General features: G+C 34.8%; 11 protein-coding genes and 1 pseudogene. 10 read left to right on the forward strand and 2 right to left on the reverse strand.

Features of this window, described 5'->3' with window-relative positions; all coding sequences use genetic code 11:
- Positions 1 to 10 precede the first annotated feature (10 nt).
- A complete protein-coding gene (locus MWU65_RS07970; RefSeq protein WP_247076782.1) occupies positions 11 to 1,186 on the reverse strand; it encodes a helix-turn-helix domain-containing protein in 1,176 nt (391 codons plus the stop codon).
- Positions 1,187 to 1,471: 285 nt separating this feature from the next.
- Here MWU65_RS07970 and MWU65_RS07975 point away from each other — a divergent pair, with 285 nt between their 5' ends.
- The 10 genes from MWU65_RS07975 to MWU65_RS08020 all read left to right on the forward strand — a co-directional run bounded on the left by MWU65_RS07975 (position 1,472) and on the right by MWU65_RS08020 (position 15,639).
- Entirely contained in the window at positions 1,472 to 3,340 is a 1,869-nt protein-coding gene (locus MWU65_RS07975; protein WP_247076784.1) for a hypothetical protein, read from the forward strand.
- A gap of 372 nt (positions 3,341 to 3,712) precedes the next feature.
- Positions 3,713 to 6,550: a DUF1549 domain-containing protein gene (locus MWU65_RS07980; protein ID WP_247076786.1), complete on the forward strand. Its 2,838-nt coding sequence runs from the start codon at positions 3,713 to 3,715 to the stop codon at positions 6,548 to 6,550.
- An 8-nt stretch (positions 6,551 to 6,558) separates the two neighbouring features.
- On the forward strand, positions 6,559 to 8,013 hold the full coding sequence (locus MWU65_RS07985) for a DUF1501 domain-containing protein (RefSeq protein WP_247076788.1): 1,455 nt from the start codon (positions 6,559 to 6,561) through the stop codon (positions 8,011 to 8,013).
- 114 nt (positions 8,014 to 8,127) lie between these two features.
- A complete protein-coding gene (locus MWU65_RS07990; protein ID WP_247076790.1) occupies positions 8,128 to 8,793 on the forward strand; it encodes a hypothetical protein in 666 nt (221 codons plus the stop codon).
- Positions 8,794 to 8,938: 145 nt separating this feature from the next.
- Positions 8,939 to 10,102, forward strand: a complete 1,164-nt coding sequence (locus tag MWU65_RS07995) for a hypothetical protein (protein ID WP_247076792.1) — start codon at positions 8,939 to 8,941, stop codon at positions 10,100 to 10,102.
- 61 nt (positions 10,103 to 10,163) lie between these two features.
- A complete protein-coding gene (locus MWU65_RS08000; RefSeq protein ID WP_247076794.1) occupies positions 10,164 to 11,741 on the forward strand; it encodes a DUF3883 domain-containing protein in 1,578 nt (525 codons plus the stop codon).
- Between the two features lie 149 nt (positions 11,742 to 11,890).
- Entirely contained in the window at positions 11,891 to 12,568 is a 678-nt protein-coding gene (locus MWU65_RS08005) for a hypothetical protein (RefSeq protein ID WP_247076796.1), read from the forward strand.
- Between the two features lie 335 nt (positions 12,569 to 12,903).
- Complete coding sequence (locus MWU65_RS08010; RefSeq protein WP_247076798.1) at positions 12,904 to 13,374, forward strand: hypothetical protein; 471 nt, start codon at positions 12,904 to 12,906, stop codon at positions 13,372 to 13,374.
- 285 nt (positions 13,375 to 13,659) lie between these two features.
- Positions 13,660 to 14,226 (forward strand): NUDIX domain-containing protein, encoded by a 567-nt coding sequence (locus tag MWU65_RS08015; RefSeq protein WP_247076800.1) that lies wholly within the window; start codon positions 13,660 to 13,662, stop codon positions 14,224 to 14,226.
- A gap of 585 nt (positions 14,227 to 14,811) precedes the next feature.
- Positions 14,812 to 15,639: a DKNYY domain-containing protein gene (locus MWU65_RS08020; protein WP_247076802.1), complete on the forward strand. Its 828-nt coding sequence runs from the start codon at positions 14,812 to 14,814 to the stop codon at positions 15,637 to 15,639.
- A gap of 26 nt (positions 15,640 to 15,665) precedes the next feature.
- On the opposite strand, the pseudogene MWU65_RS08025 reads toward MWU65_RS08020, so the two are convergent.
- Positions 15,666 to 15,967 (reverse strand): annotated as a pseudogene (locus MWU65_RS08025) (transposase); the annotation flags it as partial.
- Positions 15,968 to 16,214 lie beyond the last annotated feature (247 nt).

Raw genomic sequence — 16,214 nt, forward strand, 5'->3', positions numbered from 1 at the left:
TGTTGCGGTGTTATTTTAGTACTTCTAAGGCTACTAGCTTACAACTAATATCATTTCGTTGCAGTCCTTTTACCTCAAACAAAGCATTAAAATGTGTTGCTCCATCTGGTAATTCTGCTTTAAATTCTTCCAATAAATCCGGATCAGTAAACTTTCGTACCGTTGCAAGCACACCAATATCATTATTGGATACAAAATATAAAATACTTTTTTCGGGACGTATAGCAGTATAAGAAACCATGGCGTATTCTACATTTTGATGATTGCCATATTGGGTAACATATTCTTTTTTAGTACCCTCTTTTTGGTATTTGAAACCATCTTTAAAAGTTGTAAATACTTTACTATCTTTTAAAAACAAGGATTTTGATAAGTTCATGGTTTTAAACTGCCCCACAAATAGTATATTATGGTTCTGCATATCTTCATACTTGAGTTTGCTTTCCAAGGCAAGTTGAAAGTCGCTAGCATTAGACATAAACCACTGCGTTAGCGATTTAACCGTATAAGGACCCATTTTAGACATTAGGGTATAATCTGTAGGCTTTACTATCTTATCAGGATTTTTTTGAGAGTATTCAATTAAGTCATTGTGGTTATTGATTTCAGGATATGTAATTCCATAAAATTTACCATCTGATAATTTTTCATAAATTATAAACTGGTCCGAAATTACTAAGAGGTTTTGCGCATTCTTTTCAAAATAATTTTCCCAAACAAAACTCGGTTTTGCGCTAATGGTTCTTGCAATAACAACTGTAAGAACTGCAATAAGCATAAATCCTCCTAGTAACTTTAGGTATTTAGCTGGAATTGTAACCGATTTATTGGTACTAGTTTGGTCCTTATAATACGCATTGACATCTAAAAAACTTAGGTTGTATTGCCCTTTGATTATTTGGAATATTATAGTTTCATGCGCAGCAGCATCACTATAGTATGCGGTTAATTTTTTTCGAAGCTTATAGATATAGGACCTTACTGTACTATTGTTCTTATTTTCTGAATAATCAATACCATAGAGGTCACTACCTATGGTTACCTCATTTAATTCTTCCTCTTTTAGTGCTTTTTCAACGAGGTATTTTAACAAGTTGCTATGAATGTCCGAATTCACAAATAGTTTGTGCGCACAAATACGATTTAATGCCGCTTCGATAACTTTTGTTTCGTGTTCATTTTTCATATAGCACAAAAATACTAGGATTTTTTAATTAAAATATTTTTATTACAAAACTACACTTTAAGATTACAACCTTATAATTGCCAGTGTCTTATGTGGTTTTATAAATAGAAGAAATCACCGTTGCAATCACCGTTTTACAACAATAAATGACCTTGTTTTTTCTTATCAAGAAATAATATAATGTAATATTGTTTTATAGCGGCCTAACATAAAAATAGTTTTCAGAACTGCCAATCTGTTTTTAAAACAAGTATAATTCCTAGTCTCCATTAAATAATAGAAATTATGAAATCAAAAATAGTATTAATACTTACCATTGCTATTCATTTAACGTTTATCAAAAGTTTTTCTCAAGCATGGGATTACAACAATAACCGTATTGCGGTAAGTGCTGATGGCAATAGCGCACCAGATTACGAACACAAATGGGCCACTGGTGATCCTGACGATTGGGGCGCAAACGCTGCAATTCTTGCTATTTTAGCTAAAATGGAAATGCAGGATAAATTGGTTCATTTTTCTTACAATAACTTTATTGATGCTCCTGCAGGTCCCGATGAAAAAAACCAGAATAAATTAAGTTGTGATGGCGGCATAATTCGGTGGCATTTTGATGCTGATAAATTTTATGATGTAACCACGCAATTGGAAGAAGCTAAAAATAGTTTGGCAAGAGAAATGGTAAAGTCAACCGCTGAAGACCCCTTGTATTTCTTACACGCTGGACTTTCTGAATTCGTTTATCAGGCCGTAGAAAAAGCAATTGAATTGGGCGGATTAGAAAATTTAAAACATGTTAAACTGGTTTCCCATAGTGGTTTTAATGAAAATCACAAACGTAGAGAATGGCACCATACCTGGGAAGATATTCAAAAACTTTGTGGAAATAGAATTCAATATCATAAAATAAAAGATCAGAACGCTTGTGATCAACGTGATGTTTTATGGTGTTCGGGTAAAGATTTTTCACCTTGGTATTGGATGCGATACCATACAGATGAAAGCATTAACTGGTTATATACTCGTGTACAGGCCCATGAAACAGGTAAAGCAGATATATCAGATTGCGGATTGCTTTATTGGCTACTTACAGGTGATGAAAATGGAAATCCTCTAAAGTTTAAAAAATTTATTGGAACGGGTATTCCTAACGCAGCGCAAGGACTTGCAATTAAAAAAACCTTGGATGCGAACGCTAGTTTTACCTTAAATGCAATACAAGATTTTCCCGTAATTACAATTCCAGGTTTTGCGATTCCCTATAAAGATAACGCGCGTAAAGCAATGGCTATTGATGCCGTTCACTACAAAGGAGTTTATGCGGCTAGCAAGGTTAAATTAACAGCACCCAAAGGGTTATACGATATTACATTAACGTCACTCTGCGAAATTGATGGAGAATCTACGTATAGATTAAAGGTAAATGGTGAAGTGATTGGTGAAATACAAAATGCTACAACCGACAAAGATTATCAAAAGCAAACTTACACCTTCAAAAATGTTAAACTAGATGCGATGAATGATATCCAGGTGGAATTCAATTCACATTCTAACGGGAAAATTCCAGAGGATGATGCGTTTGCGTTTTCTAGAGGAATATGGACAGCGCTTACCTTTCATTGTATTGAAAAAGCTCCTGAAAAAAAAACAGCCAATAACTTTATCGCTATTGAAGGAGAGCACTTTGACTTACATGGCGAATGGACTTTTAAGAATGATGATATCGCTAGCGGAGGAAAATATATCCAATATACCGGAGCCAATAGTTACGAGGCTGTGGTGGAAAAAAACATATGCGAATCAAATTTTGAGGTTACAGAACCAGGCACCTATACCGTAAAATGGCTTATGCGGCAACCTGAGGATGCCGAAGGAGACAAATCAAATGATGCGTGGATTAACTTCCCGGATGCCATTCAAATTGGCCGTGAACCTATCAAAGGTTTTCATAAGTTTGTTGGTCGCGGTAAAGTCGATTTTGCAATGAATGGTCAATTAGACCTGCACGGTGAACAGCCATGGATGAAGGTTACCTTTGAAAAGTCAGGTTTTTATACCTTACAACTTTCGGGTCGTTCAGAATTACTTCAAATTGATAAAATTGTTCTTTATAAGGATATGAGTTTTGAAGAGGCTCTAAAAATGGCCAAATAGTAATCCGAATTTTAATTCCAGAAATAGGCTCATGATTGGACCAAAACCTCCGCTTACCTAGGAGAAGCGACTTTTGAGATTCTTGGTGCTAACACCGTAATCAAAAACTCGCTTTTAGGATACTGACTAGCTCCTAATTTGGTTTAATTTTCCTTAGAAACTGTTGTTCTAAGCACACAAAACAAAAGGACGAAACAGCAGGCTATCGCACAAAACCAAAAATACCCCTACGCAAACCCAATTGTTGTAGCTGTACCTACAGACACAAATGCAGCCTCTAGTATTTTACTCCAAAAAAAAGTTTTACTATATTAGACAGCTAACTAGAACCAACAGCATACAACCTATTGCTAAAAAGAAGTAGATCACCACATGGAAGATTTTAATTGGATGCTACAGCTTCTTGGGCGGTTGCACCCCCTACTCGTTCATTTCCCCATCGCCTTACTGGTCATTGCCTTAGTTTTTGAGTTACTCACCTTGGGTGGCAAGCGACAAGGTTTACGCGATGGAATTTATTGGATGCTGCATATAGGAGCTGCAACCGCAGTTCTTACGGCACTTATGGGCTGGCTGCTAAGCACCTATGATGAGTATACCGGTGACCTGGTTACCTACCATCAATATACAGGTATAGCCACTGCTGTTTTATCTGTAATTACGGTGCTTGTACTGCGCAATTTGGTCTCCAAAAAATTGGCCGATTACCGCTTGTACCGTTTCCTATTGACTGCAACAGTACTCACCTTAACCATTGCCGGGCATTTGGGTGCCAGCCTTACCCATGGTGAGGATTATCTAACAAGTGTTTTACCCGGAAAAGCAGCTGCCTATGATGCTACCAAATCAGTAGCCCTATTAGCAGAATTAAAACAATTAGATTCCTTAAGCCTACCACAGCAAGACAAACTAAACTTGGAAGTCCGAGCTATTTTTGCCCACAATTGCTACCAATGTCACAGTGAGAATAAGCAGAAAGGGGAATTGATACTGGACAGTAAAGAAGGCGTTTTTGCTGGTGGCGAATCGGGTCCTGTACTACGCCCAGGAAAGCCCGAAGAAAGTGAACTTTATAAGCGCATTACCCTGTCTCCCAATGATGATGATGTGATGCCAAAAAAGGGAAAAGTACTCAAGCAAAATGAAATAGCACTTATAAACCTCTGGATTAAAAATGGCGCTCATTGGAGCGATCAGGCCTTAAAAGTATTTCCGGAAGCGGCCTTGGCCTTGGTAAAACCCGAATTACCAAATGCAAGCAACCAATCGCACCCTGTAGACAAGCTCATGGCGGCCTATTTTGATGAAAACGGCCTGGATTGGCCAGCGGTTGTTGACGATAGAACCTTTATGCGACGCGCCTATATGGACATCACAGGATTGCTTCCCAAACCCAACGAGATCCAGGAATTTGTGGCGGATACCCGCCCCGACAAACGAAATATCCTGATAGACACCCTTTTAAGCGATACCCACAACTATACCCAAAACTGGTTGAGCTTTTGGAATGACCTACTGCGCAATGATTACAGTGGCACCGGATTTATTACCGGCGGAAGAAAACAAATTACCCATTGGCTCTATACCGCTTTGGAGGAGAACAAGCCGTATGACCAGATGGTAAAAGAACTGGTAAACCCAACCGAAGTATCTGAAGGCTTTATCAAAGGCATCCAATGGCGTGGGGTGGTGAATGCCAGTCAGCGTACCGAGATGCAAGCGGCGCAAAACATTGGACAGTCTTTATTGGGCGTCAATGTAAAATGTGCATCCTGTCACAATAGCTTTGTGAGCAATATCACCCTGGAGCAGTCGTATGGTTTTGCCTCCATTTTTGCTACCCAAGCCTTAGAACTAAACCGCTGCGACAAACCCTTGGGAAAATTTGCCACGGCAAATTTTCTATACCCAGAATTGGGAGCGGTAGAAGCCGAAAGTATCAAAGAGCGCTTGTTTAAACTCTCGGAAGTGATTGTAAAACCTGAAAATGGAAGATTGTATAGAACCCTTACCAATCGGTTTTGGGAACGCCTTATGGGGCGCGGTATTATTGAACCCTTAGATGAAATGGACAATGAACCCTGGAATGCAGATCTGCTAGATTGGTTGGCGTCCGATTTTATAGATTCGGGTTACGATCTAAAGCAGCTGCTAAAGCAAATCATGACCTCCAAAACCTATCAATTGCCTGCAGCAAACTATAAAAATAGCGCCGCCATTAAAAATGAATATGTATTTAAAGGTCCTATGCTAAGACGTATGAGTGCGGAACAATTTTCTGATGCGGTTAGTCAGGTGATAAAACCAGTCTTTGCGGCTTTGGCTTATAACCCAAAAGGCAATGCCCTACCCTACAATCGCATTTGGCATCGGGAGGTAAAGTTCGACAGGGATGTGCTGCCCGAACCCGGAAAGCGGTATTTTAGAAAAACAGTGATACTTCCAGAAAAAGCCATCGATAGTGCCACGGTGCTTATTTCAGTAGATCATAGCTACACCCTTTACATCAATGAAAAAAAGATATCTGAAGGAAACGATTGGACAAAAGTGGATCAATTGCAAGTAGCAAATGCACTTACTTCAGGAACAAATACCATTGCTATTGCAGGGATGAACGAAGGCACCATTGCCAACCCTGCCGGCATCCTATTCGCCTTAAAAATAAATCATTCAGATGGCAGTGAAACCATACTGCACGCTGATGGCAGTTGGAAAAGCACCGCCGAAGCCCAAAAAAACGATTGGATACAAGCCGACTATAATGATGAAAAATGGGCAGGCGTTCGCAATTATGGTACTTCCAATTGGGGGAATCTAATGGCGTTCACTTTTGAAGCGCAAAATGGTGAATTTGCAAGAGCCAGCCTGGTAGAGCAACACCCCTTCTTAAAAGCCTTGGGGCGACCAAGTCGGGAAAATGTAACCACCTCTAGGGACGATCAAGCGACTCTTTTACAAGCCTTGGAACTGACCAATGGCGAATTTTTTAACAAGATTCTAGATGAAGGAGCTACCCTTTGGCTCCATGAATATCACAACAATAGTGAACAGATTACAGAGGCCCTGTATCACAACGCTATGGGCAGGGCACCTACACCCACAGAAAAGGACCTCATGCTTGGGGTATTGGGAAAACAACCCACAAAAGAGGCCTTGCAAGATGTGTTTTGGTCTACCTTAAACCAACCCGAATTTCAATTTATAAACTAGGCACCACTATGGACAAACAAAACGCGCGTAGAGATTTTATAAAGAATATGGCAGCCGCTAGTTTAGCAGCCTCTGCTACCACCATTCCTTTGGCTAGTTTTTTAAGTGGTTGTAGTAGGCCCATTGATAAACTGAAAGCTACGGCAGATACCGTTATTCTCCTTTGGATGGCGGGCGGTATGGCACATACAGAAACCTTTGATCCCAAAGCCTATGTTCCCTACGAGAAAGGCGTAGAAAGCAAGCGTGTTTTAAGTACCTTCCCCAAGGTACCTACTAGTGTAGACGGACTCGATTTTTCAAAGGGATTGGAAGGTATTGGCGGACAAATGGACAAGGGTGCTATTATCCGTTCCTATAAAGCTGCAGATTTGGGGCATATTTTACATACCAGACACCAATACCATTGGCATACCTGTTACGAGCCACCACAAACGGTACAAGCCCCACATATAGGCGCATGGATTGCCAAGGAATTAGGACCTAAAAACCCTGTTATTCCACCATTTATTGCCATGGGGCAACGATTTACGGTTGGGGAGGCCGAAGAATTAAAAGCCTTTCACTCTGCCGGATTTTTGGGGAGTGAATACGGTCCCTTTTTAATTCCCGATCCTTCTACCGGTTTGGACAGTGTAAAACCGCCACAGGGAATGTCCTTAAAGCGCTTTGAAGCACGTTACAAGCTCTATAAAGAATTGGCCAACAAAAGTGAGGTGATGGAAGGTGCTAGTGATTACCAACGTGAATCTTTAATGCGCTCTATGGAATCTTCCTATAGACTCCTGAACTCGCCAGAGGCTAAGGTGTTCGATTTATCACAAGAACCCAAGGAAGTGTACGACACCTACAATACGGGACGCTTTGGTTTGGGGTGCCTACTCGCCAAACGCTTGGCGATGAACGGCGGACGCTTTATCAGTGTCTCTACAGAATACGAACCCTTTTTAGGGTGGGATACCCATGAAAACGGGCATAGCCGTGCCGCAAAAATGAAGGAACTCATAGACCGGCCCATTGCCCAGCTAATCCAAGATTTGGAGGAAAGTGGGCATTTAGACAGAACCTTGATTGTATTGGCGAGCGAGTTTAGTAGGGATGCTATTATGGAAGGCCGCCCAGGCGAACCCGTACAAGACCAAGTAGCCCAACCCGATATTATTGAAGATGAGAAATTCTACGGCATGCACCGGCATTTTACCGATGGTTGTTCTATTTTAATGTGGGGCGGTGGCATAAAAAAAGGTTTGGTGTATGGCAAAACCGCCGATGAACGGCCCTGTGCGTCTATAGAAAACCCGGTGGTAATAGACGAAGTACACCAAAGCATTTACCACGCATTGGGTATCCCTCCAGAAACCCAATATACCATAGAGGGACGGCCCTTTTATACAACGCCAGACGGCCATGGAAAACCCATCCTAGACCTGTTTGGGCAGCCCTTACAAAAAAGTACGGTATAACGCCCTAAATGGAATAGCCTATAAAATAATAATGTACTATATTGTCCTATAAAAGAAATAACAGTAGACATACAGTTAGCTCTACGCTACTTGCAATATGAAAAACTAATAAGAATGAACGAACAAGCATTTGAAGTTCTAGTGAATGGAAATAGAGAAATATATGCGAATCTCTATGAATATCCAAATGAATGCCCACACTGTCACAAACATATAATCCCTAAATATAAATCAGATTATTTAAGTGGAGAACAGTATACAATTTATATTACACTCATTTGCCCAAATACTAAATGTGACAAACCATTTATCGCGCAATATGGAAGAGAAAACCATAACAATTATTACTATGAAAAAATCGTCCGCTATTCGGTAATTACTAAAACCTTTTCATCTGAAATAATTGAAATTTCTCCTCAATTTCAGAAAATTTATAATGAAGCATTTTTCGCTGAGCAGAATAATTTATTTGAAATATGCGGTGTAGCATACCGGAAGTCTTTAGAGTTTTTACTTAAAGATTATTTAATAAAACTATTCCCAGAGAAAAAGGAATTAATAATAAAAAATTCAATTATGAATTGTATAAGTTCACATGTAGATGACACAAGATTAAAAACAACATCAAAGCGTGCAATATGGTTAGGGAATGACCATACACATTATGAAAAAAAGTGGAATGACAAAAATTTAAGTGATTTAAAAACTTTAATTAAACTAACTGTAAATTGGATTGAATCAGATGTTTTAACAAAAAAATTTAATGATTCAATGCAATAAATACTATAGGAAACAATAGCTATAAATAATACGGAGTTTGGTGTTTAATCAAAGGTCGTTGCGTGTTTGTAACGTCTGAATTTCCTTCGGAAATTCCTCGCACGTAAACCCGCAACTATTCTTATACAAACCGTTGGCAATAATTATGACCAAATTTCTAGAATTAACATATTATAATAATAGAGATTTTATATTTCCTAAGCATATTGAACCAATAATTGATACAAATCTAGTTGGTATTCAAACTCATTATATTGATTTGTCTGATAGCAATTATGGAGAGAATTTATTCCGTGAATTTCATAACATTGATGATTTAGATTTAATTTTAGAATTAATCAAAGAATATGGAGTGTTTTTCGAAAAATTCCTTTCCGCTAAATTTAGACACCGAATTCATCCATTTTTTAATAATGAAGAGAATTCTGAATATCTAATTGAGAAATGCAGATTTTATTATAAAATTAAAGAAAGTAGAAACAGTATAATTGGTCGAATAAAACACGATTTCCTTAAAGTTTCATTAACTAGGTTAAAGAATAATTTTATTTATCAAGAACTAAAGAAATCTGAACTAGAAAAATCGGAAATTAGAACATGTGCAATTTGTAACAATCAATTTCAACCAATAAAACTACCTGATTGGGTTTACTATGGTTCGAATGGTAATGATACAATTTGCTTTCAATGCCCAATTAGCAAAAATCAAAAAAAACAAGAATTAAAAAAATTAATCCATAAACTTGTTAAAACCTGCAACTTTATACCCAATTCAGATTTTAATCCAATCAATATTAACTTTAGCTCAAGGATTAATAAAGAAAAATGGAACGAGGTTTGTAAGATAATATTTCAAATGGGAGTTCAGGGAAATGATACGCTCCATAGCAGTTCTGTTTTCAAAAAGAAATTTGGTAGTTGGTTCAAAGCGCTTGCAGAATCAAATGTGCTTCCTAACGGTATTTTGGAATCTTCAAGAGGTTTTAGATGTATTGCAAGAAGTGGCAATGAATGTAATTCACTTGACGAAATGTTTGTAGACAACTGGTTATTTGAAAATAATATAATTGCAGAAAAAGAACCGATATATCCTAAACATGTAATTTATAATAAGTCTGGAAGAAGACGAGCAGATTGGAAAGTAGGTAAATATTTTATTGAATATTTCGGATTAAAAGGCGAGGAAGCATATGACAAAAAAACTAAAGAAAAATTTCTATTAGCAAAAGAATTAGATTTAGAGCTTATAGCAATATTTCCATCAGATTTAAATTCCATACACAAAAAACTTAATGTATTATTAAAATAACAAAACCACAACTTTCCATATACATAAACGTTGGCATTCATTGAAAAGGAATCTACAAACTATGATTGAAATAGATAAAAATATATTTGAAATTGTTAATTTAGGTTTCAATAAATTATTACCTGAAAAGAAAAATGATATAATAGCTGATTTTAAAAATCATCCTCTAGCAATAAAACACGAAAATTATAAATATGAAATACTAGAAGATGCAAAAAATCAATTATTATTAAAAACTTGGAAAGAAAATGATATTGGTTCTGGGAGAATTTTAGGAAATATTAAAAATGCAATAAATGTAAAATCAAATAATTTAATAGATTGGAGAAAAAAAGATGATTTTAAGAAATTAAAAGCAAATAGAGAAAATGACAAATTTTTATTTGACTTCTTTAAATCTAAAATTCAAGATGAAATTGCTTTTAAAAATTTCATTGAAATTGGATTTTCATATCAATTGATTGCCTATATTTTTTTTATAAAAAATCATCAAAAATATATGCCTATTTCGCAAGAGAAATTTGACGAAATATTTAGTTCTATAAATATCGATTTTAAAACAAGTCATAACTGTTCTTGGGAAAATTATTTAGAATACAATGAAATAATAAAATCATTTAGAAAACAACTAACAACAAAACACCAAATAGTTTCTCTACTAGATGCGCATTCTTTTTTATGGATTTATGGTCTTCAATTAGAAGAATCAGAAAAAAAAATCAAGGATAAAAAAGAAACTAAAGGAAAAACGCTTGAAAAGTATTTTAAAAGCCACTTTGATGACTCTAATTTTAAATTAACTACCAAAAAAGATAAAGATAAAGTAGGCACTAATTTTGAAATACAATCAGAGGAAATAAGAACTAGATTTCAACTTTCAAAAAAAGCAAAAAATATATTTTCATTTATAACTGGAGATTCTCATTTGTTATTTTATTTTAGAATTGATAGAGACAAATTCATTAATAAAGAAATAGAAGAAAAATTTAAGAATCAAATTAATCCAAAAACTGATGGTGAAACAACAATAACTTTAAATGACACAGAAGAAATTGACGAGTTATTTAAACTATTATTTATTAACGTTATATATCTTGAAAATAAACAAAAAGTAGTTTTTAGTCAAGGAGAAACTAATGAAAACTCAAGACAACTTTCAGATGAATTAAAAATATATCATCCTAAAAAAATTATTGATATAGATTCACTTGATGATTCAAAAACAGAAATAGACTATATTGAAATTCATCGAAAACAAATGGAAATTGGAGATTTAGCAGAAAAAATTGTTTTAAAAAGTGAGATAGATTTTTTAAAACCTAATTTTCCTAAACTTGCTGAAAAAGTACGACTTGTTTCAAACGATTCACACCTTGGTTGTGATGTATTATCATTTGAAACCGATGGAAAACAAAAACAAATTGAAGTAAAAGCAATTTCTACAACCAACAATTCAAAGAGTTTTATAATTACACAAAACGAATTATCCAAATCAAAAACATATTCAAATTATTATGTTTATTGTGTAACTAAAGTAAATTCTGAAAATCCAGAAATATTAAGAATTAAAAATCCGGATTTTGAAAAAAATGAGGAGTTTTTAATAAAACCATTAACGTATAAAATAACATTTGATTAAAAACAACGAAATGCCAACACTGTGTAAAAAAAATTGCTGGTAAAAGCCTACTTACGAAAATCCTCGCGGATTTTCTATTCGGTTTTTATTTTCTAAATTAGGTACTAAAACACGCTACGAAATCATAAACGTTACCTGCAAGCTGAAAAATGAGCGACAAAAAAGAAAAAAATCAAATTGATATATTTAAATCAGTAAAGTCAGAGGCTCTAACTGAATTAACACCTGAACTTTTAGAAACTGGACTTGATTTAATAACTGAATCGGACTTATTAAAAGATATTCCTGTATTTGGAATTGGATTTAAAGGTTATAGTCTATACAAAAAAATAACGGAGTCCTTTTTCACCAAGAAGTTGCTCAAATTTCTAATTGAATTAAATGAGATTCCATTATCAGACCGTGAAAATTTCATTAATGAATTGGAATCAAAAAATGAAACGAATAAAGCAGGGGAAAAACTACTAATAACTCTGAATAGATTAAACGATGACGAGAAAGCGACTATTATCGGAAAGCTGTTAAAAAAAACAATCATAGGAAAATTGGAGTATAAAGATTTTAATAGACTGACTCACATTATTGACAATGCTTACATAGAGGATTTAAAATTGTTGGAAAATAATTATCATCTTGCATATATAAGTGATGATGTTAAATCAAATTTACACCAAATAGGACTTATAAAACAATCGATTTCGGATGTTAAAAGACAAAGACAATCACAAATTAGAGTTGGGGGAAATGGAGATGATGTCCAACCTAAACTGATTTATAAAATTAACGATATTGGCTCAAAATTAATTGAATTCGGTTTTGATAAATAAAGCCAGCAGGTAATCGAGTAGACGGGGTCCGCCCCTAAGTAGGAACGGACTGCGCCTCTCACACCACCGCACATACAGGTCTCGTATACGGTTTCTGTTTGTCAGTACCGAGTTTTGTAGTCTCGCTTCCTTCAGATGTAACCTCGCGGTTACCACCCTTGCGACTTACTAATGGTTCGAAGCGTTACCTCCGCCCATAAGGGACTTGCACCCTCTAAATGAATTAGCTACCTTTCGGTAAAGTAAAAGATGTCCATGCTGGGCACACACAATGTATAAACGGCATTAAAACGACCGTTTATACGGTACGTTGTGCTTAATTTGCGAAAAAAAATATGGAACAAATTAGAAATTATAGTTTAGACGAATTTGAGGAACTTATTTTAAATCAATTTAAAAACATATTTGATTTAGAATTGTTAATCCTTAAAGGTCATATAATAACAGAATTTACTATAAACTGTTATCTTGAAAATTTATCGAATAAAACTGAAGCAAATTTTTTCAAAGAAAGATATAATCACAGTTTAAAAATCGGAATGATAGAACATTTCGGGAAATTTGGAGAGAAAAGTACTGGATTGATAAAGTCATTAAGATTGCTGAATAAAATAAGAAACGGAATTGCGCATACTCTAACTGTTAATGAAAATTTAATTCAGGAATATATAAATTCTGTAATTCAAATCGCAAGTGAAGATTTTATAAATCCTGACTATGAAATAAGACTGAGATTCTCAATGGCTACAGGTTATTTATGCGCTGAAATATTTCGTGAATATTATGACCAAAGAGAAAAAGAATAAAACTAAGCACACCAAAGAACTGAGGTAAAAAACAAACAAATTCTTCGTTAATTTGAGATACTATTATTCTAGGCTCATAGATTCAAAAATCTGGTTCTTTGCGCCTTTTTATTGTATTCATTTTCTATTTATCTAAGCACTATGGAAACGTAAGTTTCATCATAGGACCTTCCAGATTTTGCAATAGCAAAAGACTTGCCAGAACCCTTAGTTTTTATTTGCTAAATTAGGTGCTGAAACACGCAACGAATCTTATACCAACAAGTTCTGTTCAATTGACAAACTATGAAATACGAAATAGTAAAAGAAGAAATAGTTTTTGATAATTTTTTCAAAATAAAAAAAGCAAAAATTAAACACGAATTATTCGACGCTACTACAATAGAAGTTGAAAGACTTTCTTTTGAGAGAGGTGATTCTGTTGCAATTCTTATATATGAAAAAGATACTGACTCTTTACTTTTTACAAACCAATTTAGATATCCAACAATTAAAGAAAAAGATGGTTGGATACTGGAACTAACCGCAGGTAGTCTAGAAGGTAATGAAGCGCCTAAGAATAGAGTTAAAAAAGAGGTTGAAGAAGAAATAGGATATCAGGTAAACGAAATAGAATTTATAAGTTCATTTTTTGTTTCCCCAGGAGGTAGTTCGGAAAGAATTTTATTGTACTATTCAGAAGTTAATTCTTCCGATAAACTTTTTAAAGGTGGAGGTATGAAGTACGAAAAAGAGGATATCCAATTACTAAAGATAAAACCGAAAGAAGTCTTGCAACAATTGAAAGAGAATAAATTTCGTGATGCTAAAACCATCATTGGAATTCAATGGTTTCTAGCAAATAAAATTTAAAGATTATTTGAAGACATTTATAAAAACAGCAACAGAACAAGACTGTTTTATTTCATTTGCGCTACAACAAATTAAAAGGTTCTTTTTTTTATTGAACAGCACTTGCCCCGAATCTTATCTGCCAGCACGTTTAGGTTTTATTTACTAAATTAGGTGCTTAAACACGCCACTAATCGTATACATCAACAGTAACAATAATTTGAAAAAAATAAACTACAAAACAATATTTCTAGCTTATATTCCAATCGGAATTATACTTTTTTTCATTCTAAAATCGGAACTAAGTACTGGATTTAGAGGATACCATGACTTTGTAAAGTATACCATCTTTTTGGTTAGTGGAATCATAGTGTTTATTTACACTATAATAAAACAAGGGATAAAAATAAAGAAGAAAGTTGAAGTTAGAGAAGCCAAAATTATTATAATCCTACTTTTAATTTCTGCTTTTTTGGCCATTGGCTCATTATATATTCCAGATTATTTATTATACTAAAACTAAAAACACCCTATTATTTACTTCCTATAATTTCAGAATAGAATTTAAACAACTAAGCTTTACAACCACTTTTATAAAAATTTAAAATGAACGATTTATTAATATTGGATATATTTTGGGACCGACAACTGGTAAAAGATAAATCAGGCAAAGAGTTTGAAATTTTTAGAGGGAAAGATTACGACTATGACTGGGTACATTTAGGCCACGGATATTCAAAAAATAAAGATTGGATTTATTTTTATCTCAACACTTGTTTTGAGAAACATCTAAACAAGATTGATATTGCCAGCTTCAGTTTAGTTGAAGCAAATGAAGCTGAAAACACCATTTATTTTAAAGATAAAAATGCGGTTTATCTAAAAAGCTACATGTGTGGTTTTACAATCTTACCAGAAGTAAATTCAAGCGATTTTCAAATTATAGATATTGATAAAGGCTACTCAACTTCGGGGGAATTCGATTATTGGTATGAATCTAAACTACCATATTCCCTTTCTGAAATGACGCCCATTAATGAATGCTACCAAAGCGTAGAAAATGCCATTTATTATGGTCACACCATAAAAATGACTTGTGATGTAAATACTTTTGAACAAGTTCACCCAAAAGTGGATACACTTTTTAAAGATAAAAACCATCTCTATTTTAAAAGTGAAATAGTAGAAGGCGCTAATCCTGCAACTTTTCAATTCTTAGAAGAATGCATTGGAGAAGATGCTCCATATTATTTAGAATGTGATATTCATTTCTATGCTAAGGATGACCAATGGGCCTACTTTGTAAACGCACCTTTTGAAATTAAGATCATAAAGACTAAAGATTTGGAAAATTTTAGGTTTGAAGTGATAAATGAAATTGGATATGGAAGAGACTCTAAATACAGATATGAAAAAGGGAAAAAAAAACAATAAATTGAATAAAAACGTACTATTGCCAACAAAGTACTTTTATAGTTTCCATCATATCTTAATCCTGATTTAGCGATAGCAAAAGCTTGTTTTACTAGTTTATTTCATACTGCTATTAATGCTAGTTTCTTACTTTTCCCTTTAGAACCTATGCGGTAATAAATAGCCTTACAAGCCTTGTTGTGTTTACAGGCATAAAAGAGCATAGAAACAAAAGATTACGAAGTTTTCCATTGCCCACCTTACTTATTCCTGCCCGACCTCTTACACTGTTTCCTGACTCCCTTTTCGTAGGTGTTATGCCTACGTAAATACAAAGCTGAGATGCAGTGATTCCTCGTTATTTGGGAGCTTCTGATAATCCAAGAGGAGGAATAAGGTGGTATAAAGGACAAAGGATATTATTAATCATAAAACGTAATTCAACACTGTATTCCATAGAAAGCCCTAGTACATTGCTCCGCAGCTAATTAAAAGGTTCTTTTTTTAATTGAACAGCACTTGCTCCGCATCTTATCTGCCAGCACGTTTAGGTTTTATTTGCTACATTAGGTGTGAAAAACACCTAACACGCTATA

The organism is Cellulophaga sp. F20128 (assembly GCF_023015805.1).
Classification (GTDB): Bacteria; Bacteroidota; Bacteroidia; order Flavobacteriales; family Flavobacteriaceae; genus Cellulophaga.

What these genes read in the sequence shown, in the direction of transcription:
- MWU65_RS07970 (WP_247076782.1), bottom strand. Translation starts at nt 1,186, where the DNA reads ATGAAAAATGAACACGAAACAAAAGTTATCGAAGCGGCATTAAATCGT.
- MWU65_RS07975 (WP_247076784.1), top strand. Translation starts at nt 1,472, where the DNA reads ATGAAATCAAAAATAGTATTAATACTTACCATTGCTATTCATTTAACG.
- MWU65_RS07980 (WP_247076786.1), top strand. Translation starts at nt 3,713, where the DNA reads ATGGAAGATTTTAATTGGATGCTACAGCTTCTTGGGCGGTTGCACCCC.
- MWU65_RS07985 (WP_247076788.1), top strand. Translation starts at nt 6,559, where the DNA reads ATGGACAAACAAAACGCGCGTAGAGATTTTATAAAGAATATGGCAGCC.
- MWU65_RS07990 (WP_247076790.1), top strand. Translation starts at nt 8,128, where the DNA reads ATGAACGAACAAGCATTTGAAGTTCTAGTGAATGGAAATAGAGAAATA.
- MWU65_RS07995 (WP_247076792.1), top strand. Translation starts at nt 8,939, where the DNA reads ATGACCAAATTTCTAGAATTAACATATTATAATAATAGAGATTTTATA.
- MWU65_RS08000 (WP_247076794.1), top strand. Translation starts at nt 10,164, where the DNA reads ATGATTGAAATAGATAAAAATATATTTGAAATTGTTAATTTAGGTTTC.
- MWU65_RS08005 (WP_247076796.1), top strand. Translation starts at nt 11,891, where the DNA reads ATGAGCGACAAAAAAGAAAAAAATCAAATTGATATATTTAAATCAGTA.
- MWU65_RS08010 (WP_247076798.1), top strand. Translation starts at nt 12,904, where the DNA reads ATGGAACAAATTAGAAATTATAGTTTAGACGAATTTGAGGAACTTATT.
- MWU65_RS08015 (WP_247076800.1), top strand. Translation starts at nt 13,660, where the DNA reads ATGAAATACGAAATAGTAAAAGAAGAAATAGTTTTTGATAATTTTTTC.
- MWU65_RS08020 (WP_247076802.1), top strand. Translation starts at nt 14,812, where the DNA reads ATGAACGATTTATTAATATTGGATATATTTTGGGACCGACAACTGGTA.